This window comes from Alloalcanivorax venustensis (assembly GCF_047495515.1).
In the GTDB taxonomy this organism is placed as follows: Bacteria; Pseudomonadota; Gammaproteobacteria; order Pseudomonadales; family Alcanivoracaceae; genus Alloalcanivorax; species Alloalcanivorax venustensis.
Genome location: NZ_CP179934.1, coordinates 464,500 through 484,190, shown reverse-complemented (window position 1 = coordinate 484,190; position 19,691 = coordinate 464,500). Strand labels below are relative to the sequence as shown.

The window sequence follows — 19,691 nt, the reverse complement described above, 5'->3', positions numbered from 1 at the left end:
CACTAGATCAAATCACGCTTTTCCCGTCTCGCCGCGCGCAGGTCACGCATCACCGAGGCGCTGAGCACGACCAGCACGCCCAGGCTGAGTACGGGCCACACGAGTATGTAGGCGCCGAATATCCAGGTTTCCATAAGTTTCTCCTTAGCGACCACGGCAATCGCCGTGGCCCGGTGTATTTATTGCGCGGTGGCGGTGCCTTTTGTCAGGTCGGGCGCGTCGGCGTCATCGTAGTTGTTTACGCGCCTGCCGATCTCGTCGAAGTCGAACCGCTGGTTGCTGGCCAGGCTGATGGCCACGCACACCAGGGTGCTGACACCGTAGGCGGTGAGTGACGCCATCAGCACGGTGTAGTCGCGCAGGAAGTGGAAGCCGAACCAGGCGGTGGCCAGGAAGGCGATCACGCCGGCAATCGCACCGATGCGTACGCCGAAGAAGCCGAAGGCCATCAGCCCGATGACCACGCCACCGCCGATGGCCGCGAGGAACTCGAACAACAACGCGGTAAAGCCCTGCATCGGTAGCAGATCAAAGCGCGCCACGCAGAACATAATCAGCGCGGCCACCACCGCCCAGGTAAAGGCGGCGTTGGTGATCCGGTTCCAGTAACAGCTGGCGATCACCGGGAACACGATGGCGCCCCAGAGCGCGCCGACGAACACCAGCATCACCAGGATATCCAGCGCGAAGCTGGCGAACACCAGGCCGCAGACGGTGGCGACGATCATGGTGACGCGGCCGATCAACAGCATTTTCTTCGGATCGGCGTTGTCCTTGGCGATGTTCTTACCGTACACGTCGGCCATGACGATGGCGGACAGCGCCGACAGATCGGAGTCGGCGGTGGACGACAGGGACCCGATGACCAGGATAAAGAACAGCGCGATAAACACCGGCGGCAGATAGGTGGAGACCACCTGCGGGATCAGATTGTTCATGTCGCCGTTGATGGGCTCGATGCCGGCGGACACCGCCATCAAGCCGATCATGCCCAGGCCGATGACGATGGCGGCGTAACCCACGGTGGCGGTTACGAAGGTGCGTTTAATGTGCTTTTCGTTTACCGCGAACAGGCGTTGCGAAATGGTCTGGTTGCCAATGGCGTAGGCCAGTACGGCCACGAAGTAGGGCGCACCCTGGTTAAGAATGGCGTCCATCGAGAACAGGTTCTGCTGCTCGGCGGTCAGGGTGCTCATGCCGTCCAGGATCGTGCCGGGGCCGCCCATGGCGAACAGCACCGCGGGGATGATCACCACGGCGATCGCCATCAGCGCGACCAACTGCGCGAAATCGGTGAACACCGAAGCGCGGAAGCCGGAGGTCAGTGTGTAGCTGAGTACGCCGATGCCGGCGATGATCACGCCGGTTTGAAACGACAACGGCGACAGAACCGACACCAGAGCGCCGGCGGCGGTGAAGTTCACCATCAGGCTGATCAGGCTGCCGAGGACGTTGGAGAACGCCAGAATCAGCTGGCTGGAGGCGCCGTGCCGGGCATGGATCAGTTCACCCAGTGTGTGGCCGTTCGGGGCCAGCTTACGGAACCGCTGGCCGAACGGGTAGATGAACAGAATCATCAACGCGCCCCACAGGCCGTAGTGGAGTGGGCCGGACAGGCCGTAGGTATAGCCGGAGGTGGCGGCGGCGTAGAAGGAGGCGGCCCAGATCCAGGTGGCGGTCATGCTGGCGGCGCCCATGCCGAAGCCCACGCGGTGGTTGGCGACCATGAAGGCGTCGCTGCCCTGGCGGTCGCTCTTGATCAGTAGGGTCAGCAGGTAGGTGCCACCGTAGAAGGCGGCGAGAAGCAATAGGATGGTGACGGGTGAGAATTGATAAAAGCCGGTATCAGTCAAATGTGTCTCCCAATAAAACAGACTCGCGCTGGCAGGCCGGGGCGGTGCCAATGGCGACCACCGGTGGACGGCGCGACAAAGAAACCCCTGGAGGGTCTTGAACAAAAGACGCAAAAACAGAGCGGCCTGCCGGGGGCAGGCCGCGAGGGAGGGGTACTCTAGTGCTTATCGGGCGGGGTTGCCAGCCTGGGCCGGCTGTACTCGGTATCCCTTCAGTGTCGCCACGAAATCCTGCAGCGCATGGATGCCGGATTCTTCCGCGTCCCGGCACCACTGCGCCAGGGAGTCCAGCATCTCGGAGGAGTTGCGGCTGGTCTGGCTCCAGATCGACTGCAGGCGCAGCCGGTACTCATAGATGGTGGCCAGCGTGTGGTTGTGTTCGGTCAGGTTGGCCAGCCGGTGCTTGTGGCGGCTCTTGAAGAACCGCTGGTCCCGGTACAGCAGGGCGCGGGCACGACTGTAGAAGCCACGGGTGGCTTCGCAGGCGCGGGCCTTTTCCTGTTCGAACACCGGTTTGATCACCGCCCGGCGGTACTGGGCCATGACCTGGAAACGGTGCTGGAAGACCGCCCGCAGGGTATCCAGATCCACGGCGGGTTTGGCGTTGTCGCGGTCGACCACCGGCTTGGGCGCTACCTTCTTTACTTTCGCCAGGCCCAGCATTTCGAACAGGCGGATCCACGCCCAGCCCATGTCGAACTCAAAGCGGCGGATCGAAAGTTTGGCGGAATTGGGGTAGGTGTGGTGGTTGTTGTGCAGCTCTTCGCCGCCGATCAACACACCCCAGGGCAGCACGTTGCGCGAGGCGTCCGTGCATTCGAAGTTGCGATAGCCCCAGTAATGGCCGATGCCGTTGATCACGCCGGCGGCGAACAGGGGGATCCAGATCATCTGCACCGCCCAGATGGTGATGCCGATGGCGCCGAACAGGGCCAGATCAATGGCGCCCATCAGCGCGATGCCCAGGAAGGTGAAGCGGCTGTAGACATTGCGCTCGACCCAGTCGTCCGGGCAGCCGGCGCCGTACTTGTCCAGGGTTTCCTGGTTCACGGCTTCCGCCTGATAGAGCTCGGCGCCTTCGCTGAGCACTTTGCGAATGCCCAGCACCTGGGGGCTGTGCGGGTCTTCTTCCGTGTCACAGCGGGCGTGGTGCTTGCGGTGGATGGCGGTCCAGGCGCGGGTGTTCTGGCCGGTGGTCAGCCACAGCCAGAAGCGGAAGAAATGTTTGAGAGCCGGGTGCAGCTCCAGGGCCCGGTGGGCGGAATAGCGGTGCAGGTACACGGTCACGCTGACAATGGTCACGTGGGTCATGGCCAGGGTGATGAGCACCAGTGCCCAGGGGCCGGCGGAAAGCAGGCCACCGGAGAAGAAATTCAGTACGTCGTTCATGGCGGAAACACGGTTGTGGAACCGTTCCGGTTCCAGGTTTTCGGGGTCGGCGGTGTCGGCCGCCGGTCACCGGGTACAGCGTAGTGACTATCGGGTCATGAGCAGGTGACCCTCGGAGTGTACCTGAGCCTGCCATCCGGGGGCCAGATAAACCGTCCCCACGGCTTCGAACACCAGCGCCGGCCCGCGCAGTACCTGGCCCGCGGCCAGGTTGTCACGGCGGTAGATCGGCACCGGCCCGTCCACGCCCGGCAGCCGGGCCTCCCAGGCCGGGGCGCCGTCGCCGCCGGCCAGCGGCGCGGGCGCCGGGGGCCGCGCCGGCGCCTGGCAGCGCACCCGCACGTTCACTCTCTGCACCGGCAGCGCCAGCCGGTGGCCGTAGCGGTGCTCGTGGAGGCGATGGAATGCGGTCTCCGCCGCCTCCGGGTCGCCGTCCCAGGGCAAGCCGAGGGTCGACGATTGCCCTTGATAGCACAGGTCCAGTGTCACTTCGGTGACCACGTCGCTGTCGGGCACCCCTTCCGAGGCCAGTTCCCGCCGGCCGCGCCGGTCCAGGTCCGCCGCCAGGGCGTTCACCCGGGCGGCGTCGGCGCCGCCGGGCAGCGCCTGGATCAATTCCCGCTTGCGCGGTGCGTACACCAGCCCCTCGGCGGACAGCACGCCGGCGCGGATCGGCATCACCGCCCGCCGCATGCCCAGGTTCTCCGCCAGGGCGCACACATGCAGGCCGCCGGCGCCTCCGAAGCTGACCAGCTGGAAATCCGCCGGGTCGAAGCCCTTCTGAATGGAGATCACCCGCAGCGCCTGGCTCATGTGTTCATTGGCCAGCTCGATAATGCCCCGGGCCGCGCTCACCGTGTCCAGGCCCAGTGATCGCGCCACCCGCGCCACCGCTGCTTCGGCGGCGCCTCGGTCCAGGGCCAGGCTGCCGCCCAGGGCGAACTCCGGCTGCAGGCGGCCGAGCACCAGGTTGGCGTCGGTGACCGTGGGCTCCTGGCCCCCCTTGCCGTAGCAGGCCGGGCCCGGGTCGGCGCCGGCGGATTGCGGGCCCACATGCAGCAGGCCGGCGTCGTCGACCCGCGCCAGGGAACCGCCGCCGGCGCCGATGGTGTGCATGTCCACCATCGGCACCGCCACCGGGTAGGGGCCGATATGGCCGCTCTGGGTGAGGCGGATATCGCCGTCCAGCAGCGCCACGTCGGTGGAGGTGCCGCCCATGTCGAAGGTCATCAGGTGGTCTTCGCCCAGGGCGCCGCCCAGGCGGTGGGCGGCGCTGAGGCCCCCGGCGGGGCCGGACAGCAACAGGTTCACGGCGCGCCCGGCCGCCTGGTCGGCGGCCACGGTGCCGCCGTTGGACTGCATGATGGTCAGCGGCGAGGGCGCGGTGTGCGCCTTCAGGCGGCTGATGTAATGGTGAATGCGCGGCGCCAGCCAGGCGTTCAGCCAGGTGGCCATGCCGCGCTCGTACTCGCCCCGGGTGGGCAGCACCCGGCTGGACAGGCTCACCGCCAGGCCGGCGTCCTCCAGGGCGCGGCCCAGGCGCTCCTCGTGGTCCGGGTCCAGGTAGGCGAACAGCAGGTTCACCGCCACGGATTCCGGGTCGTGGGCGCGTACGCGGGCCACCAGGTCGTCGATGTCGGCGTCGTTCAGGCCGGTCACCGCCGTGCCGTCGGCGCCCAGGCGGGCGCTCAGCCTCTCCACCGGGGTGTCGGCCAGCGCCGTGGGCGCCGCGGAAGGCGTCAGGTTATACAGCTCCGGCCGGTTCTGGCGGCCGATCAGCAGCACGTCCTCCAGGCCCCGGTTGGTGACCAGCACGGTGCGCGCGCCCTTGCTCTCCAGAGCCGCGTTGGTGGCCACCGTGGTGCCATGGACGATCACCAGCTCACCGGCGCGCAGGCGATCCTCCAGGCCCATCTCGCGGATGCCCTGGAGGATCGCCTCCTCCGGGGCCGCCGGCGTCGACAGCACTTTGTGGATACGCGGGGTAGCCTCGCCGAGCAGGACGAAATCGGTGAAGGTGCCGCCGGTGTCGACACCGAGCCAGTACGACATGTTGTCTCCCAGGATAGGATGTCTCCGTTGCCTGTGCCCGTTACAATCCAGGGCGTCATCTTAGCCTCCCTCACCCAGGATAGCCCATGCCCGAATTGCCCGAAGTGGAGACCACCCGGCGCGGCATCGAGCCCCATGTGGCCGGCCGCACCCTCACCGCCGTCACCGTGCGCGAGCCGCGCCTGCGCTGGCCGGTGGACGCTCGGGTCGCCGAGCTGCGCGACAAGCGCATCGTCGGCCTGCGGCGGCGCGCCAAGTACCTGCTGATGGACCTCGGCGATCTGAACCTGGGGATTCACCTGGGCATGTCCGGCACCCTGCGCGTGGTCCCCGCAGAGACGCCGCTGCGCAAGCACGACCACATCGATCTGCACCTGGACAGCGGCCGGCTGCTGCGTTTCAACGACCCGCGCCGCTTCGGCGCCCTGCTGTACCTGACGGACGCCCTGACCCACCCGTTGCTGGCCAACCTGGGCCCCGAGCCCCTGGACCAGGATTTTTCCGGCGGCTGGCTGTACCGCCGCAGTCGCGGTCGGCGGGTGTCGGTGAAGAGCTTCATCATGGATAACGCCACCGTGGTGGGCGTGGGCAACATCTACGCCCAGGAAAGCCTGTTCCTGGCCGGCATCCACCCCAGCCGCCCCGCCGGCCGCATCAGCGAGGCGCGCTACCAGCGTCTGGCGCTGGCGATACGCTCGGTGCTGGCCAAGGCCATCGAGGCCGGCGGCACCACCCTGCGCGATTTCACCAGCGCCGACGGCCAGCCCGGCTACTTCGCCCAGCAGCTGCTGGTCTACGGCCGCGCCGGCGAGCCCTGCCCGCAATGCGCCGAGCCGCTGCGCGGCGGCCGCCACGGCCAGCGCAGCACCGTCTATTGCCCGCGCTGCCAGCGCTGAGCGGGCACCGTTCGTCCGATCGCGCTTGCCGGGGCTCATATTGCCGGTGTAATAACAAAGATGTAGATTGTGATCTGATTGTGGGAAGAACAAATACTTAGGAACGACAATGGGTGCGACAAAAAACAAGAGGGAATCACGATGAAGCGAGCCCTGCGCGTGGTTGCGGCCACTGCCCTCGCCTCGACGCTATCGTTCGCCAGTGCCGCCCAGGCCCGGGACATGGATCTGGAAGGCGCCCGGCCTTCCGCGTTCGCCATGTTCGGTGATGCCCTGATCGTGCGCCCGGTGATGACGGCGGCCACTGTCGGCGGCGCGGCGATCTATGTGGTGACGCTGCCGTTCAGCCTGATCGGGGGGAATGCTCAGGAAGCTGGAGAAACACTGGTCGTGGATCCCGGCGCCACCGCCTTCGTGCGCTGCCTTGGCTGCACGCCCAGCCAGCACGAGCGGAATCAGACCGATCAGGCGATCCGTCAGGCCAACCGCGACTGATCCCGACACCGCTTTCAATAAAAAGCCCGCCGTGGAATCCACGGCGGGCTTTTTTGTGGGGCCTCTGGTATCCCGCCGGCCGGCTTTGCCGGCCTTTCGCGGGCGGGGCCCGCTCCCACAGGGCCCGCTCGCACAGGTTCAGGCGGCTTCTTCGTGGCCTTCGTCGCGGCCCAGCAGCATGTACATGGCCGGCACCACGAACAGCGTGAACAGGGTGCCGATGGTCATGCCGGCGGCCACCACCAGGCCGATGGCGAAGCGCGCGCCGCCGCCGGGGCCGGCGGCGATCAGCAGCGGCACCATGGCCAGCACCAGGGCGGCGGTGGTCATCAGCACCGGGCGCAGACGCACGGCGGCGGCGTGTTCGATGGCGCGCCGCTTGCCCATGCCTTCCAGCTGCATCTTGTTGGCGAACTCCACGATCAGAATACCGTGTTTCGATATCACCCCGATCAGCGTCACCAGGCCCACCTGGGTATAGATGTTCAGGGTGGTCAGGCCCAGGCTGACGAAGATCATCGCGCCGCACACCGACATGGGGACGGTGATCAGCATGATGATCGGGTCGCGCCAGGATTCGAACTGCGCGGCCAGCACCAGATAGATCACGATCAGTGCGAAGAAGAAGGTGACGATCAGATCGCTGCCCTCCTTCATGAACTGACGGGACTGGCCCGAGTAATCCACGGAATAGCCGGAAGGCAGCACCTCGTCGGCGGCGTTTTCCAGCACACCCAGTGCTTCGCCCAGTGTCACCCCGGGGCGCTGTACGCCGGAGATGGTCACCGCGTTGAGCTGCTGGAAACGCTTCAGCTGCTGGGGCTGCACGGTTTCTTCCAGGCTGATCACGGTGGCCAGCGGCACCAGGTCGCCCTGGCCGGTGCGCACGTAGTATTGCTTGAGCTGCTCCGGCGTCAGGCGGCTGCCCCGCTCCACCTGCGGGATCACCTTGTAGGACCGGTTCTCCAGGGAGAAGCGGTTGGCGTAGCCGCCGGCCAGCATGGCGCCCAGTTCCTGGGCGAGCTGCTGCATGGTGATGCCCAGGCTGGCCGCTTTCTCCCGGTCCACCAGGATGTTGTAGCGCGGCTTGTCGATCTTCAGGTCGGTGTCCATGAAGATGAACTTGTTGCTGGCGCGCGCCTTCTCGAGCACCTCGTTGGCGAACTCCTGCAGGTTTTCGGTGGGCTCGGTGGTACCGATCACGAATTCCACCGGCAGCGCGCCGCCGGCGGTGGGCAGCGAGGGCGGCACGAACGCCGCCACCTGCAGGCCGGCGATGCTGTTGATCTTCTCGGACAGCTCGTTCTTGGCCTCGGCGGTGCTCTGCTCGCGCTCGTTCCAGCTTTTCAGCACGAAACCGGCCAGCGCGGTGTTGGAGGCGGTGGTGGAGCCGCCGCCGCCGATACCGTTGAGCAGGAACACATTGTCCACCGACGGCATGGTGTCGGCGATGTCGTTGAACTCGCGGGTGAACGGCTCAAGGTAATCCAGCGTCACATAGGGGTCGGCGGTGGACGAGGTGAGCACGAAGCCCTGATCTTCCGCCGGCTCCAGCTCGCTGGGCGAGGTCACGAACAGGAAGTAGCAGGACACCAGAATCACCGCGCCGAACACATAGATCACCGGCAGCTCGTTGAGCGCGCCGTGCAGACGCCGCTCATAGCTTTTCTCCAGCTTCTCGAAACGTCGGTTCACCCAGCGCTCGAAGCGGTTGCCGGTGCGGTCCGGGTCATGCTCCTTGAGAATCTTGGCGCACATCATCGGCGACAGCGTCAGCGCCACCACGCCGGACAACAGTACGGCGCCGGCCAGCGAGAACGCGAACTCCACGAACAGGGTGCCGGTGAGGCCGCCCATGAAACCGATCGGCAGGTACACCGCCACCAGCGTGGTGGTCATCGCCACCACCGGCCAGGCCAGTTCCCGGGCGCCTTTGATGGCGGCGTCGTACGGCGACAGACCCTCTTCCACGTGTCGGTGGATGTTCTCCAGCACGATGATGGCGTCGTCCACCACGATGCCGATGGCCAATACCATCGCCAGCAGCGTCAGCAGGTTGATGGAGAAGCCCATCAGCAACATCAGGAACAACGCGCCGACCATCGACAGCGGCACCGCGATGGCGGGAATCAGCACCGAGCGCAGTGACCCCAGGAACAGGTAGATCACCGCGATCACGATCAGCACCGCCTCGATCAGGGTTTTCACCACCTCGTCGATGGAATCCTGAATGTACTCGGTGCCGTCATAGGGAATGTCCCCGGCCATGCCTTCCGGTAGTTGCGGGAACACTTCGTTTTCCAGGATGCCGCGTACTTCCTCGATCACATCCAGGGCGTTGGCGTCGGTGGCCACCTCGATGCCCATGAAGGTGGCCTGCTTGCCGTTGAAGGTCACCGACGACTGGTAAGACTCCGAGCCCAGCTCCACGTCCGCCACGTCTTCCAGGCGCACGATGGCGTTGTCTTCGGAGCGGATGATCAGCCGTTCGAACTCCTCGGTGGTGTTCAGGTCGGTGGCTGCTTTCAGGTCCAGCGCCACGTTGGAGCCCTTGGTACCGCCCACCGCGGCCAGCACGTTGTTCTGCTGCAGGGCGCCGTATACTTCCGAGGGGGTGATACCCAGCGCCGCCATCCGCTCCGGCTTCAGCCAGGCACGCATGGCGAAGGTGCGGTCACCGAGAATCCGCGCGCGCTGCACGCCGTTGACCGTGGCCAGCTTGGGCTGCACCTCGCGCACCAGATAGTCGGTGATCTGGTTGTTGTCGAGAATCTCCGAGGAAAACGACAGATACATGGAGGCGATGTTCTGGCCCACCGCCAGTTCGATGGTGGGGTCCTCCGCTTCCTCGGGCAGCTCGCTGCGCATCTTGTTGACCTTGGCCACGATCTGCGTGAGCGCCTCGTTGGGGTCCTCGCCCAGACGGATGTAGGCCTGGATCGACGAAGCGCTCTGCAGCGAGGTGGAGACCAGATAATCAATGCCGTCGGCGGACGCGATTTCCTGTTCCAGCGGCGTGGTGATAAAGCCCTGAATCAAATCCGCGTCGGCACCGGTGTAGACCGTGGTCACGGTGACTACGGCGTTTTCCAGTTCCGGATACTGACGCACGTTCAGTTCCGTGGCGGCGCGCAACCCGAGCAGAAAGATAAACAGGCTGACCACCGAGGCCAGCACCGGCTTGCTGATGAAGATGTCCGTGAATTTCATGGCTATCCTCAGCTGTTGCCGGGTGTCGGCGTCGCATCCGCGGAGGGCTGCACATCGTTCTCGATGGTCACGGCGGCATCGTTACGCAGTTTCAGCAGCCCGCTGGTGGCGACCACTTCGCCGGGCTTGAGCCCGTCGATCACCGCCACCAGATCGCCGCGCCGGCGGCCCAGTTTCACGAACCGCTTCTTGACGATCTTGTCGGCGCCTTCGGCTTTTTTCTCGCTGTCGGCGTCGCTCTCTTCATTCTCGTCGCTCTCGCCTTTCTGCGGCGCGTCCTTGAGCACGAACACGGCGTTGCCGTAGGGCGCGTAGCTGATCGCGGTGCGCGGAATCACCACCACGTCCTCGGATTGCGGCAGCTGAATGTCGACACTGGCGAACATGCCGGGGCGCAGTTTGTTGTCTTCGTTCTCGAAGCGCGCCTGCACGGACACGTTACGGGTCGCTTCGCTGACACCGGGCTCGATGGCGGAGATTTCCCCTTCGAACTGCTGGTCGGTGTAGGCGTCCAGCGTTACGCGTACCTTCAGGCCCTTCTCGATGCGGCTCAGCTCCTGCTCGGGCAGGGCGAAGTCGACGAAAATCGGCTGCAGCTGGTTCAGACTCACCACCGGCGTGCCGGCCTGCAGGAACTGGCCCAGATCCACCTGGCGAATGCCGAGCACACCGTCGAAGGGCGCACGCACGGTTTTATAGTTCAGCTGTTCGCGCTGGGCCTGCGCCTGGGCCACCGCCTGGTCGCGCTGGGCGCGGCGGTTGTCCAGTTCGGAGCGGGAAATCGAACCTTGCTTGAACAGCCGCTGGTAGCGGTCGTACTCCTGGCGGGCCAGGCCGGCGGTGGCCTCCAGCGCATTGAGCTGGGCGCGGTCGGCGGCGGCTTCCAGGCGGATCAGCACGTCGCCCTTCTTCACCGAGTCACCGGATTCGAACTCGATCGCTTCCACTTCGCCGGGCACCTGCGCGGTCACGTTGACGCCGTTCACGGCGTTGACGGTGCCCACGGCTTCCAGAATCGACGCCCAGTTGTCCTGGCGGGCTTCGTAGGTGGAAACGGCGGCGGCGGGCTGCGGCATGTTGTCGAAGAAGTCGTTCATCATCTTGCCCATGAACGCCTTGAAGCCAAAAATAAGGCCGAAGACGACAGCCAGGATGATCAGCATGATCACCATGCGCTTGCTGAAGATGCGCTTACTCATTGACCTAAACCCCTGATGTGCGGCTGTATTTTAGTTGTTTGCCCGTAGGCGGAGGGGGGATTCATCCGGCGGCCCCGTCGTCAGGCAATGGTCCTTGTTGCGCACGTCTCTGCAGAAACGCGCTGTTTGCATCCTTGTCGATGATCGACGGACTGAATCGACCCCGAAGTGTGAACAGAAATTAAACAGGCATCAAGCGCCGGATCATGACAGTCCGGCTGCGTCATCCGACTTGCGTGGCGAGACGCTCGAGAACCGTATTCAAATGACGAAAGCCCAGCTCGGTGCAGGCGGCCCGCTGTTCGTCCGCCACCAGCAGCCCCTGCGCGCGGCTGGACGCCAGCGCCGCGTTGATGGTCTCGGCCTCAAGACCGGTGCGTTGCGACAACATCGTAATCGGTACGCCTTCCACCAGACGCAGCCCGTTCAGCAAGGCTTCCAGCAGCGGTTCATCAATCACGGTGAGGGCGCGCCGCGCGTTCAACGGGTCGGCCAGATAATGCTCGGGCATGCGTGTTTTCTGAAAACGCAGTAATTCCCGGTCGGTGGTGACCTTGCCGTGGGCGCCGGCGCCGATCGCCAGATAATCGCCGAACCGCCAGTAATTCAGGTTGTGCCGGCAGCGCCGCCCGGGCCGCGCGAACGCCGACACTTCGTAGCGTTCGAAGCCCTGCGCGGCGAGCAAGCCCAGCCCCTGCTCTTCCAGGTCGGCGCGGCTGTCACCGTCGGGTTGCTCCGGCGGCGCGCGGAAGAAGGCGGTATTCGGTTCGATGGTCAGCTCGTACCAGCTCAGGTGCGTGGGCTCCAGCGCCACCGCCTGGCGCAGGTCATCCAGCGCCTGCGCGGGCGTTTGCCCCGGCAGGGCGTGCATCAGGTCCAGATTGAAATTGTCGAAGCCGGCGTCGCGGGCGTCGGCGGCGGCGCGCAGGGCTTCTTCGGGCCCGTGGATGCGGCCCAGCGCCTGCAGATGCCGCGCATTGAAACTCTGCACCCCGATCGACAGCCGGTTGATGCCCGCCGCCCGGAAGCCGGCGAAGCGGCCGGTTTCCAGGGTGCCGGGGTTGGCTTCCAGAGTGATTTCGATGCCGTCGCTGAAGCTCAGCCGTTGCCGCAGCCCCTCGAACAGGGCGGCGTAGAAGTCCGCGCTCATCAGGCTGGGCGTGCCGCCGCCGATGAAGATCGCCTCCAGGGGGCGGCCGCGCACCCAGTGCAGGTCCTGGTCCAGGTCGGCGAGCAGGGCGTCCAGGTAGGCGCGCTCCGGCAGCTCCGACTGGCGCTCATGGGAGTTGAAGTCGCAGTAGGGACATTTGCGCACGCACCAGGGCACGTGCACATAGAGCGTCAGCGGCGGGGCGGCGAGCATGGGGTTACTCAGAGGGTTCTCGCAGGGCGTCCATCAAGGCCTTCAACGCACGGCCGCGGTGGCTGATGCGGTTCTTCTCCGCCGGCTCCATTTCCGCCGCGGTGACGCCCAGCTCCGGAATCAGAAAATGCGGGTCGTAGCCGAAGCCGCCGTTGCCGCGCGGAGCGAGCAGAATCTCGCCTTCCCAGGTGCCCTGGCAGATCAGCGGCGTGGGGTCGTCCGGGTGGCGCATCAATACCAGCACCGCCTGATAGCGGGCGGTGCGGGGCGCGTCCGGCAGATCGCCGAGCATGTCGATCAGCAGCGCGTTGTTCTTGGCGTCGCTGGCGTCGGCGCCGGAGAAACGCGCCGAATAGATGCCCGGCGCGCCGTTGAGCGCGTCCACTTCCAGGCCGGAATCGTCGGCGATCGCCGGCAGGCCGGTGTGCGCCGCCGCGTTGCGCGCCTTGAGGATGGCGTTTTCAACGAACGTCAGGCCGGTTTCTTCCGCTTCCGGCACCTGGAAGTCGCTTTGCGGCACCACCTTCAGCGCCAGCGGTTCCAGAATGGCGCGCATCTCATCCAGCTTTTTCTGGTTGCCGGAGGCGAGTACGAGAGTATCCATGGTCGAGATCCTGGTGATCCGAGAGAGTGATTAGAGCGTCACCCGGTAAATGGCGATTTCCCCGAACAGGTTGGGCCAGGCCCGGGTCAGCCGGCCGCTGCGGTGATGGCGATTGACCACCTGCCGCTCGATGATGCGGATGTTCCGCTCACGGCAATGGGCTTCGAAATCCTTCACCGTGCACAGGTGAATGTTGGGCGTGTCGTACCACTCATAGGGCAGCGCCGAGGACACCGGCATGCGGCCCTTGAAGCCCAGATAGGAGCGCACCCGCCAGTGCCCGAAGTTGGGGAAGGTGATGATCGCTTCGCGGCCCACCCGCAACATCTCGTCGAGAATGCTGTCCGGGCGCAGTACCGCCTGCAGCGCCTGGGTCATCACCACATAGTCGAAGCGGTCGCTCTGGAAGTTGCCCAGGCCCTTGTCCAGGTCCTGTTCAATCACATTGACGCCCTTGGCGAAGCAGGCGGCGATGTTGTCCTGGTCGATCTCCAGGCCGTAGCCGTTCACCTGCCTGTCGTCCTGCAAATGGGCGAGCAGATCGCCGTCGCCGCAGCCCAGGTCGAGCACCCGGGCGCCCTTGGGAATCCAGCGGCTGATCAGGGCCAGATCATCACGCATTGGAAGTGGCCTCCGCGACACGGCCCATATAGGCGCCGAACAGTTTGCGGTACTCCGGAATCGGCAGCAGGAAGGCGTCGTGGCCCTTGGGCGTGTCGATCTCCGCGTAGCTCACGTTGCGGCCCACCTGCACCAGGGCGTTGACGATTTCCCGGCTGCGTTCCGGCGAGAAGCGCCAGTCGGAGTTGAACGACATCACCAGGAAGTTGCAACGGGTGTCGGCGAGGGCGTCCTCCAGGGTGCCGTCGCACTCCCGCGCCGGGTCGAAGTAATCCAGCGCCTTGGTCATCAACAGGTAGGTGTTGGCGTCGAAATTGCGCGAAAAGGTCTCGCCCTGGTGGCGCAGGTAGGACTCCACCTGGAATTCCACGTCGAAGCCGAAATGAAACCGCCCGGAGCGCAGGTCACGGCCGAACTTCATGCGCATGGCGTCGTCGCTGAGATAGGTGATATGCCCGACCATGCGCGCCAGGATCAGCCCCTGGCGCGGGTAGGTGTCGTGCAGATAGTAACGTCCGCCGTGGAAATTCGGGTCGGTGAGGATCGATTGCCTGGCCACCTCGTTGAACGCGATATTCTGCGCCGACAGCTTCGGCGCCGCCGCGATCACCACCGCGTTGGCCAGCCGGTCGGGGAAATCCATCGACCACTGCAGGGCCTGCATGCCGCCCAGACTGCCGCCCACCACCGCCGCCCAGCGCTGGATGCCCAGGGCGTCCGCCAGCTGGGCCTGGCTTTTCACCCAGTCCTTGACCGTCATCATCGGGAAGTCCGGCCCCCAAAGCTGGCCGGTTTCCGGGTTCTGGGAGCCGGGCCCGCTGGAGCCGTGGCAGCCGCCCAGGTTGTTGGGGCAGACCACGAAGAAGCGGTTGGTATCGATCGGCTTGCCCGGCCCGATGCAGCTGTCCCACCAGCCCGGACGCGGGTCATCGGCGCTGTGATAGCCGGCGGCGTGGTGGTGGCCGGACAGCGCATGGCAGATCAGCACCGCGTTGGAGGCGTCCGCGTTGAGGGTGCCGTAGGTCTCGTAGACCAGATCGTAAGACGGCAGCACCCGTCCGCACTCCAGCTCCAGGGGCTGGTCCACGTGCAGGGTTTGCGGTTGTACCAGGCCTACGGAGTCCTGGGGAATCGTTTCGGGCATTTCGGGCAACCATCCAAAGGTGGGGCAAAGTCTATCGACCGCCCCCTGGCCGTGCAACGCGAGCGAGCGGCCAGCTTTTGCAGTTTTTTATCGGCGCCGGGCAGGCGCGCCGGCGCGCACGCTTTAGCATGGGTCCGGCTCGTTTCAAACCGAGAGCGGTCAAAGGAGAGCATCATGAGCAAGCAACTGGACGGCAAACGGGTGGCGATCCTCGCCACCGACGGCTTCGAGGAATCCGAACTGGCGGTTCCGCAATCCACCCTGCGCAGCTACGGCGTCGAGGTGCACGTGATAGCGCCCAGCAAGGACGGCATTCGCGCCTGGGCGGAAACGGACTGGGGCGACACCTATGAGGTGGACAAGGCCCTGGACCAGGCCCAGCCCGAGGACTACCACGCCCTGGTACTGCCCGGGGGCCTGTTCAACCCGGATGAGCTGCGCCTCAATGAACAGGCGCTGGACTTCGTGCGCGCCTTCTTCAAGGCCGGCAAACCGGTGGCGGCGATCTGCCATGCGCCCTGGATTCTGATCAACGCCGGCGTGGTCGAGGGCCGCACCCTGACGTCCGTGCCCTCGGTGGCACAGGACCTGCGCAACGCCGGTGCCACCTGGGAAGACCAGGAAGCGGTGGTCGACAACGGCCTGGTCACCAGCCGCACGCCCAAGGACCTGGACGCCTTCTGCAAACGCTTGATGGAAGAACTGGCGGAAGGCCGCCACCAGAAGCAGCACGCCTGAGGCGTGGCGGGCCGCCCCCGGGCGGCTCCGTTCCTTCCCTGGCCTACAGCAGCGGGCTGAACGCGCTTTCGTCGCCCTGGCGTTCCACGTCCAGGCTGTGGTCCAGCAGACGGTGCACTTTTTTGCGCTGCTCCTCCCGGTCCACATCGACGATAATCAGATAATGCCCCTTTCGAATGTCGTCCAGATACGGCTTGAGATGGTAATTGGCGTGGGAGATCCCACGGATACCTCCGGCCCAGGCCCCGTGTGAACCGAAGAACAACACGCTCACCATCACGCCCCAGAAGCCGATTTCCAGCCCCCAGGGGTCGATACCGCTCAGTGCCCAGCCCACCAGCAGGCCGATCACCGCGCCCACCACGGCCCCGTAGAAGCCGGTGGTCATGATGTTGGTGTCTTCCCATGGCGTGGTCGCATGGATACCCTCGCGGCTCAGTTCGCCGTTGTCGCGGGCCATGACGTGCACCCGATTAGTGCCGATTTCCGACTGTTCGATGTTTTTCAGGGCTGTTTTCACCTGATCCATGCTGTTTACGAGGTAATACACTCTAAACATGGTGATGCGCTCCTTATCGCCGGATCACTTATCCTTTGGAAAACACATGGTGCCCGGGGGAGCGTAAACAAGGGGTAGAGAAAGAGGGAAGGGAGACGATGAGTCGTCGTGAACCACTGGACCGGCTGTACGCGCTGGTCGCCAATGAAGAAGACGCGCGCACCTGCCGCGACATCAGCGAAGAAGCCTGCCGGGAAGTGCCCGGTAATTTCTTCAAGATCATTCTCGCCAATGTGCTGACCAAGATCGGCGACCTGCTGATCAACCCCAAGACCGTGCTCGCCTGGCTGATCGGCGCGGTGGGGGCGCCCGGGGCGCTGGCCGGCCTGCTGGTGCCGATCCGTGAATCCGGCTCGCTGATCCCGCAGCTGGCGATCGGGGCCTGGATGCGCCGCCACCCGGTGCGCAAGGGGTTCTGGGTGTTCGGCTCGGTGCTGCAGGGGGCCTGTGTGCTGGCCATGGCGGCGGCGGTCTGGTGGCTGCAGGGCCTGGCCGCCGGGCTCGCCATCGTCGGCCTGCTGGTGGTGTTCAGCCTGGGGCGCGGCTTTTGCTCGGTGGCGATGAAGGACGTGCAGGGCAAGTGCATCCCCAAGGCCCGCCGGGGCCGCCTCACCGGGTTGGCGTCCACCCTGTCCGGGGCGGCGACGCTGGCGGTGGGGGTGTCCCTGTTCGGCGGCGACAGCGAGCCGGGCATGCTGTTCTACACGGTGCTGCTGCTCGCCGCCGGCCTCGCCTGGTGGCTGGCGGCCACGGTGTTCGCCAAGGTGGACGAGTTCCAAGGCGAGACCGCCGGCGGCGGCCACGCCCTGCGCCAGGCGTTCGAGAGCCTCGGCCTGCTGGTCAGTGACGCGCCCTTCCGCGACTTCGTGATCGCCCGGGCGCTGCTGATGGCGTCCGCCCTGGGGTCGCCGTTTCTGGTGGTGCTGGCCCAGAACCGGGCCGACGGCGCCGCCCTGCTGGGCGGCTTCCTGGTGGCGTCCAGCCTGGCCAGCACGGTCAGCGCCAGCGTCTGGGGCTATATGGCGGACGCCTCCAGCCGCCAGGTGATGATCCGCGGCGGTGCCCTGGCGGCGCTGGTGTGTCTGGGCGTGGCGGCGGTGGCCCTCGCCGACCCCGCCTGGAACGGGCTCACCTGGTTCTATCCGGTGGCGTTCCTCGTGCTCAGCATCGCCCATTCCGGCGTCCGCATCGGCCGCAAGACCTATCTGGTGGACATGGCCGGCGGCACCAAGCGCACCGACTACACCGCCGTCAGCAACACCGTGATCGGCGTGCTGCTGCTGGTGCTGGGCGGTGTCAGCGCGGCGGTGTCCCTGTTGGGTGCCCAGTGGGCGCTGTTGCTGCTGGGCGCCATGGGCGTTCTGGGGACGTTTTGGTCCTGGAAGCTTAAGGAAGTGGAGTAGTCGCGGGCGGCGGTTTCACGGCGCTCAGAACAGCGGCCAGAAGTACACCGCCGCCGCGCCCGCGGCCACCACGCCGGCCAGGCTGAACAGCGCCAGAGCGCCGTCATGGGCGGCCAGCGCCAGGGCATAGAAGGCGATGATCAGCGCCGGCACCGCCGCCGCGAAGGGCACCAGTTCCAGCGGTATCATCGCCGCCGCCAACACCAGGCACAGCGCCGCGCCCAGGCGGTTGAACGGCCACACCGTGAGGGCCCGCAGCCGGGGCTTGAGCAGCCGGTCGATGCGCTCCGTCCAGGGCCGCACCTTCTCCACCGCCGCGCGGAACCTGGCCCGCTCGAACGACATCTGGCGCAGCCGCCCGGGCACCCAGGGGGCGCGTTTGCCGAACACCAGCTGGCCGGCCACCAGCATGATCAGCAGCGCGCTCAGCGTGGGCACCCCGGGGATGGCGCCGGTGGGCAGCAGCACCATCAGCGTCGGCGCCAGCAGCAAGGGCCCGAAGCCCCGCCCCTGCATGGTCTCCACCACGGACACCAGCGACAGCTCGCTGCCGTCCGGCTCGTCCGCCAGCTTAACGAGAATGTCTGTCAGCCCCAGGGCCGGTTCGTTCGCGGGCACGGGTTCTCCTGATCCTTGTGGAAACGGGTGACGTTCCAAGTCCCGCTTAGCCTGTCGCAAAACGGTCGGGCCCGGCTATCAAACCGGCGTGAAGATTTACCTTTTATAACGATTTTGGGTAAAGTCAGTAGGCTTTATTCAATAATAACGGGATAAATGGAGATTCCCTTTGAAACCGATAAAACGACAACTTCTGTTGCTTGCCACCACCGCTCCCCTGATGCTTACCCCCATCGCGGCCCAGGCCGCGGCCGCCGACGGCAGCGGGGGCGTATTTGGCCTTGGCGCCTCCCGGGACGAAAGCAACATCGGTGAATTCATTGAAAAGGAGGGTGGACCGCCGATGGAATCGACCGACGCCGCCTGGGGCGCGGATCTGTACGTGGGCTATGCCTTCAATCGCTATGTGACGCTGCGTTTCGGCCAGCGCTTCCTGGGCGGCGGCGAGGCGGATTCCAGCATCGGCGCCACCACGGTGAAGGTGGACGGCGACGGTATTTATTTCGCCGCGGACCTGATGTGGCCGGTCACCGACGGCTTCGCCATTGGCGGCACCTTCGGCAACCAGAGCATCGATGCCGATGTGGAAGTGGATCAGGGGCGTTTCAGTACCACCGTCACTGAAGACGCCCGTGACTTCTATTATGGCCTGCGGGCTCGCTGGGCGATGGGCGAAACCGCGTCCTTCATTGCCTCGTACAACCTTTATAGTTTCGAGGTGGACGACGCCAGTGAAGACCTCGAGTTCGATAGCCTCGGGCTCGGCTTCGAGTGGCGCTTCTAAGCGCCCTCCTGCCCGGTCTTCTCGAACAGTAAGTCCCAGACGCCGTGGCCCAGACCGGCGCCACGGCGCTCGAATTTGGTTTCCGGGCGCCAGCCCGGGCGCTCCGCGAAACCGCCCTCGCCCGCCGTATTCACGAAGCCGGCTGAGTCGTTCATCACCGCCATCATGTGCTCGGCGTAATCCTGCCAGTCCGTCGCCATATGCAGCACGCCACCGGGGCGCAGCTTGGTGTTCACCAGCGCCACCCAGTCCGGCTGCACGATGCGCCGTTTGTGGTGCTTTTTCTTGTGCCAGGGGTCGGGGAAATAGAGCTGCAACCGGTCCAGGGAGCCGTCAGGGATGCACAGTTTGAGGATGTCCACGGCGTCGTCGCAGTAGGTGCGCAGGTTGCTCAGGCCGCGCTCCTGGATTTCCAGCAGCAGGGCGCCGACACCGGGCCGGTGCACCTCGATGCCGATAAAGTCCTTGTCCGGTTCCGCTTCCGCCATCCCGGCCAGGGACTGGCCCATGCCGTAGCCGATTTCCAGCACCCGGGGCGCGTCGCGGCCGAACTCCGCCCGCGCATCCAGCACGCCCTGGGCCCGTTCCAGGCCATAGCGGGGCCACAGTGTGTCCAGCGCCTTGCGCTGGCCATGGGTGAGCCGGCCTTCGCGCAGCACGAAGCTGCGTACCCGGCGCATCACCTTGCCGGTTTCCGGGTCTTTGTCCTGGTGTAGAAAATCGAGCATGGCTATTACGGTCCGAAACAACGTCTCTGGTATCC

Annotated in this window: 18 protein-coding genes; 5 read left to right on the top strand and 13 right to left on the bottom strand. The window is 65.6% G+C overall.

What is annotated here, in order from left to right:
- Positions 1-2: 2 nt before the first annotated feature.
- The 4 genes from ACMG4O_RS02315 to ACMG4O_RS02300 all read right to left on the bottom strand — a co-directional run bounded on the left by ACMG4O_RS02315 (position 3) and on the right by ACMG4O_RS02300 (position 5,294).
- A complete protein-coding gene (locus ACMG4O_RS02315) occupies positions 3-134 on the bottom strand; it encodes a putative transporter small subunit (RefSeq protein WP_228548060.1) in 132 nt (43 codons plus the stop codon).
- Between the two features lie 45 nt (positions 135-179).
- The gene (locus ACMG4O_RS02310; protein WP_414434357.1) at positions 180-1,853 is read right to left on the bottom strand and encodes a sodium:solute symporter family protein; all 1,674 of its coding nucleotides are present in this window, start codon (positions 1,851-1,853) and stop codon (positions 180-182) included.
- A 165-nt stretch (positions 1,854-2,018) separates the two neighbouring features.
- A complete protein-coding gene (locus ACMG4O_RS02305) occupies positions 2,019-3,242 on the bottom strand; it encodes a fatty acid desaturase (RefSeq protein ID WP_414434356.1) in 1,224 nt (407 codons plus the stop codon).
- A gap of 87 nt (positions 3,243-3,329) precedes the next feature.
- Positions 3,330-5,294: a hydantoinase/oxoprolinase family protein gene (locus tag ACMG4O_RS02300; protein WP_414434355.1), complete on the bottom strand. Its 1,965-nt coding sequence runs from the start codon at positions 5,292-5,294 to the stop codon at positions 3,330-3,332.
- Between the two features lie 86 nt (positions 5,295-5,380).
- On the opposite strand from ACMG4O_RS02300, the gene mutM reads away from it, so the two are divergent.
- Both mutM and ACMG4O_RS02290 read left to right on the top strand, forming a co-directional pair.
- The gene (gene mutM, locus ACMG4O_RS02295; protein ID WP_194856226.1) at positions 5,381-6,190 is read left to right on the top strand and encodes a bifunctional DNA-formamidopyrimidine glycosylase/DNA-(apurinic or apyrimidinic site) lyase; all 810 of its coding nucleotides are present in this window, start codon (positions 5,381-5,383) and stop codon (positions 6,188-6,190) included.
- Positions 6,191-6,349: 159 nt separating this feature from the next.
- Positions 6,350-6,685 carry a hypothetical protein gene (locus ACMG4O_RS02290; protein WP_335628355.1) on the top strand — a complete coding sequence of 112 codons (336 nt, stop codon included), beginning with the start codon at positions 6,350-6,352 and terminating at the stop codon, positions 6,683-6,685.
- A gap of 138 nt (positions 6,686-6,823) precedes the next feature.
- Here the strand turns inward: ACMG4O_RS02290 and ACMG4O_RS02285 are convergent, their stop codons facing one another.
- The 6 genes from ACMG4O_RS02285 to metX all read right to left on the bottom strand — a co-directional run bounded on the left by ACMG4O_RS02285 (position 6,824) and on the right by metX (position 14,826).
- Positions 6,824-9,895, bottom strand: coding sequence for an efflux RND transporter permease subunit (locus ACMG4O_RS02285; RefSeq protein ID WP_142947791.1), 3,072 nt, complete (start codon positions 9,893-9,895; stop codon positions 6,824-6,826).
- An 8-nt stretch (positions 9,896-9,903) separates the two neighbouring features.
- Positions 9,904-11,094 (bottom strand): efflux RND transporter periplasmic adaptor subunit, encoded by a 1,191-nt coding sequence (locus ACMG4O_RS02280; protein ID WP_414434354.1) that lies wholly within the window; start codon positions 11,092-11,094, stop codon positions 9,904-9,906.
- A 223-nt stretch (positions 11,095-11,317) separates the two neighbouring features.
- Positions 11,318-12,457 (bottom strand): radical SAM family heme chaperone HemW, encoded by a 1,140-nt coding sequence (gene hemW / locus ACMG4O_RS02275; protein ID WP_142947790.1) that lies wholly within the window; start codon positions 12,455-12,457, stop codon positions 11,318-11,320.
- 4 nt (positions 12,458-12,461) lie between these two features.
- Positions 12,462-13,061, bottom strand: coding sequence for an RdgB/HAM1 family non-canonical purine NTP pyrophosphatase (gene rdgB, locus ACMG4O_RS02270; protein WP_335628359.1), 600 nt, complete (start codon positions 13,059-13,061; stop codon positions 12,462-12,464).
- Positions 13,062-13,091: 30 nt separating this feature from the next.
- Positions 13,092-13,682, bottom strand: coding sequence for a methionine biosynthesis protein MetW (gene metW, locus ACMG4O_RS02265; protein ID WP_142947788.1), 591 nt, complete (start codon positions 13,680-13,682; stop codon positions 13,092-13,094).
- A complete protein-coding gene (gene metX / locus ACMG4O_RS02260; protein WP_142947787.1) occupies positions 13,675-14,826 on the bottom strand; it encodes a homoserine O-succinyltransferase MetX in 1,152 nt (383 codons plus the stop codon). Before metX ends, metW begins: the two co-directional genes overlap by 8 nt.
- Positions 14,827-15,000: 174 nt before the next feature.
- Here metX and ACMG4O_RS02255 point away from each other — a divergent pair, with 174 nt between their 5' ends.
- The gene (locus ACMG4O_RS02255) at positions 15,001-15,564 is read left to right on the top strand and encodes a type 1 glutamine amidotransferase domain-containing protein (RefSeq protein ID WP_067606006.1); all 564 of its coding nucleotides are present in this window, start codon (positions 15,001-15,003) and stop codon (positions 15,562-15,564) included.
- Positions 15,565-15,607: 43 nt separating this feature from the next.
- On the opposite strand, the gene ACMG4O_RS02250 is transcribed toward ACMG4O_RS02255, so the two are convergent.
- A complete protein-coding gene (locus tag ACMG4O_RS02250) occupies positions 15,608-16,123 on the bottom strand; it encodes a hypothetical protein (protein WP_370183762.1) in 516 nt (171 codons plus the stop codon).
- Positions 16,124-16,221: 98 nt separating this feature from the next.
- Between ACMG4O_RS02250 and ACMG4O_RS02245 the strand changes: the two genes are divergently transcribed.
- Positions 16,222-17,526, top strand: a complete 1,305-nt coding sequence (locus ACMG4O_RS02245; protein ID WP_414434353.1) for an MFS transporter — start codon at positions 16,222-16,224, stop codon at positions 17,524-17,526.
- Between the two features lie 24 nt (positions 17,527-17,550).
- Here the strand turns inward: ACMG4O_RS02245 and ACMG4O_RS02240 are convergent, their stop codons facing one another.
- Positions 17,551-18,144 carry an exopolysaccharide biosynthesis protein gene (locus tag ACMG4O_RS02240; protein ID WP_323745398.1) on the bottom strand — a complete coding sequence of 198 codons (594 nt, stop codon included), beginning with the start codon at positions 18,142-18,144 and terminating at the stop codon, positions 17,551-17,553.
- Between the two features lie 169 nt (positions 18,145-18,313).
- On the opposite strand from ACMG4O_RS02240, the gene ACMG4O_RS02235 reads away from it, so the two are divergent.
- On the top strand, positions 18,314-18,928 hold the full coding sequence (locus ACMG4O_RS02235; RefSeq protein WP_414434352.1) for an outer membrane beta-barrel protein: 615 nt from the start codon (positions 18,314-18,316) through the stop codon (positions 18,926-18,928).
- On the opposite strand, the gene trmB is transcribed toward ACMG4O_RS02235, so the two are convergent.
- The gene (gene trmB, locus ACMG4O_RS02230) at positions 18,925-19,656 is read right to left on the bottom strand and encodes a tRNA (guanosine(46)-N7)-methyltransferase TrmB (protein ID WP_414434351.1); all 732 of its coding nucleotides are present in this window, start codon (positions 19,654-19,656) and stop codon (positions 18,925-18,927) included. The genes ACMG4O_RS02235 and trmB overlap by 4 nt on opposite strands.
- Positions 19,657-19,691 lie beyond the last annotated feature (35 nt).

Bases quoted from the DNA above. Each gene is read 5' to 3' on its own strand.
- ACMG4O_RS02300 (WP_414434355.1), bottom strand. From the start codon at position 5,294: ATGTCGTACTGGCTCGGTGTCGACACCGGCGGCACCTTCACCGATTTC.
- mutM (WP_194856226.1), top strand. From the start codon at position 5,381: ATGCCCGAATTGCCCGAAGTGGAGACCACCCGGCGCGGCATCGAGCCC.
- ACMG4O_RS02315 (WP_228548060.1), bottom strand. From the start codon at position 134: ATGGAAACCTGGATATTCGGCGCCTACATACTCGTGTGGCCCGTACTC.
- hemW (WP_142947790.1), bottom strand. From the start codon at position 12,457: ATGCTCGCCGCCCCGCCGCTGACGCTCTATGTGCACGTGCCCTGGTGC.
- metX (WP_142947787.1), bottom strand. From the start codon at position 14,826: ATGCCCGAAACGATTCCCCAGGACTCCGTAGGCCTGGTACAACCGCAA.
- ACMG4O_RS02245 (WP_414434353.1), top strand. From the start codon at position 16,222: ATGAGTCGTCGTGAACCACTGGACCGGCTGTACGCGCTGGTCGCCAAT.
- metW (WP_142947788.1), bottom strand. From the start codon at position 13,682: ATGCGTGATGATCTGGCCCTGATCAGCCGCTGGATTCCCAAGGGCGCC.
- rdgB (WP_335628359.1), bottom strand. From the start codon at position 13,061: ATGGATACTCTCGTACTCGCCTCCGGCAACCAGAAAAAGCTGGATGAG.
- ACMG4O_RS02285 (WP_142947791.1), bottom strand. From the start codon at position 9,895: ATGAAATTCACGGACATCTTCATCAGCAAGCCGGTGCTGGCCTCGGTG.
- trmB (WP_414434351.1), bottom strand. From the start codon at position 19,656: ATGCTCGATTTTCTACACCAGGACAAAGACCCGGAAACCGGCAAGGTG.
- ACMG4O_RS02250 (WP_370183762.1), bottom strand. From the start codon at position 16,123: ATGTTTAGAGTGTATTACCTCGTAAACAGCATGGATCAGGTGAAAACA.
- ACMG4O_RS02280 (WP_414434354.1), bottom strand. From the start codon at position 11,094: ATGAGTAAGCGCATCTTCAGCAAGCGCATGGTGATCATGCTGATCATC.
- ACMG4O_RS02255 (WP_067606006.1), top strand. From the start codon at position 15,001: ATGAGCAAGCAACTGGACGGCAAACGGGTGGCGATCCTCGCCACCGAC.
- ACMG4O_RS02305 (WP_414434356.1), bottom strand. From the start codon at position 3,242: ATGAACGACGTACTGAATTTCTTCTCCGGTGGCCTGCTTTCCGCCGGC.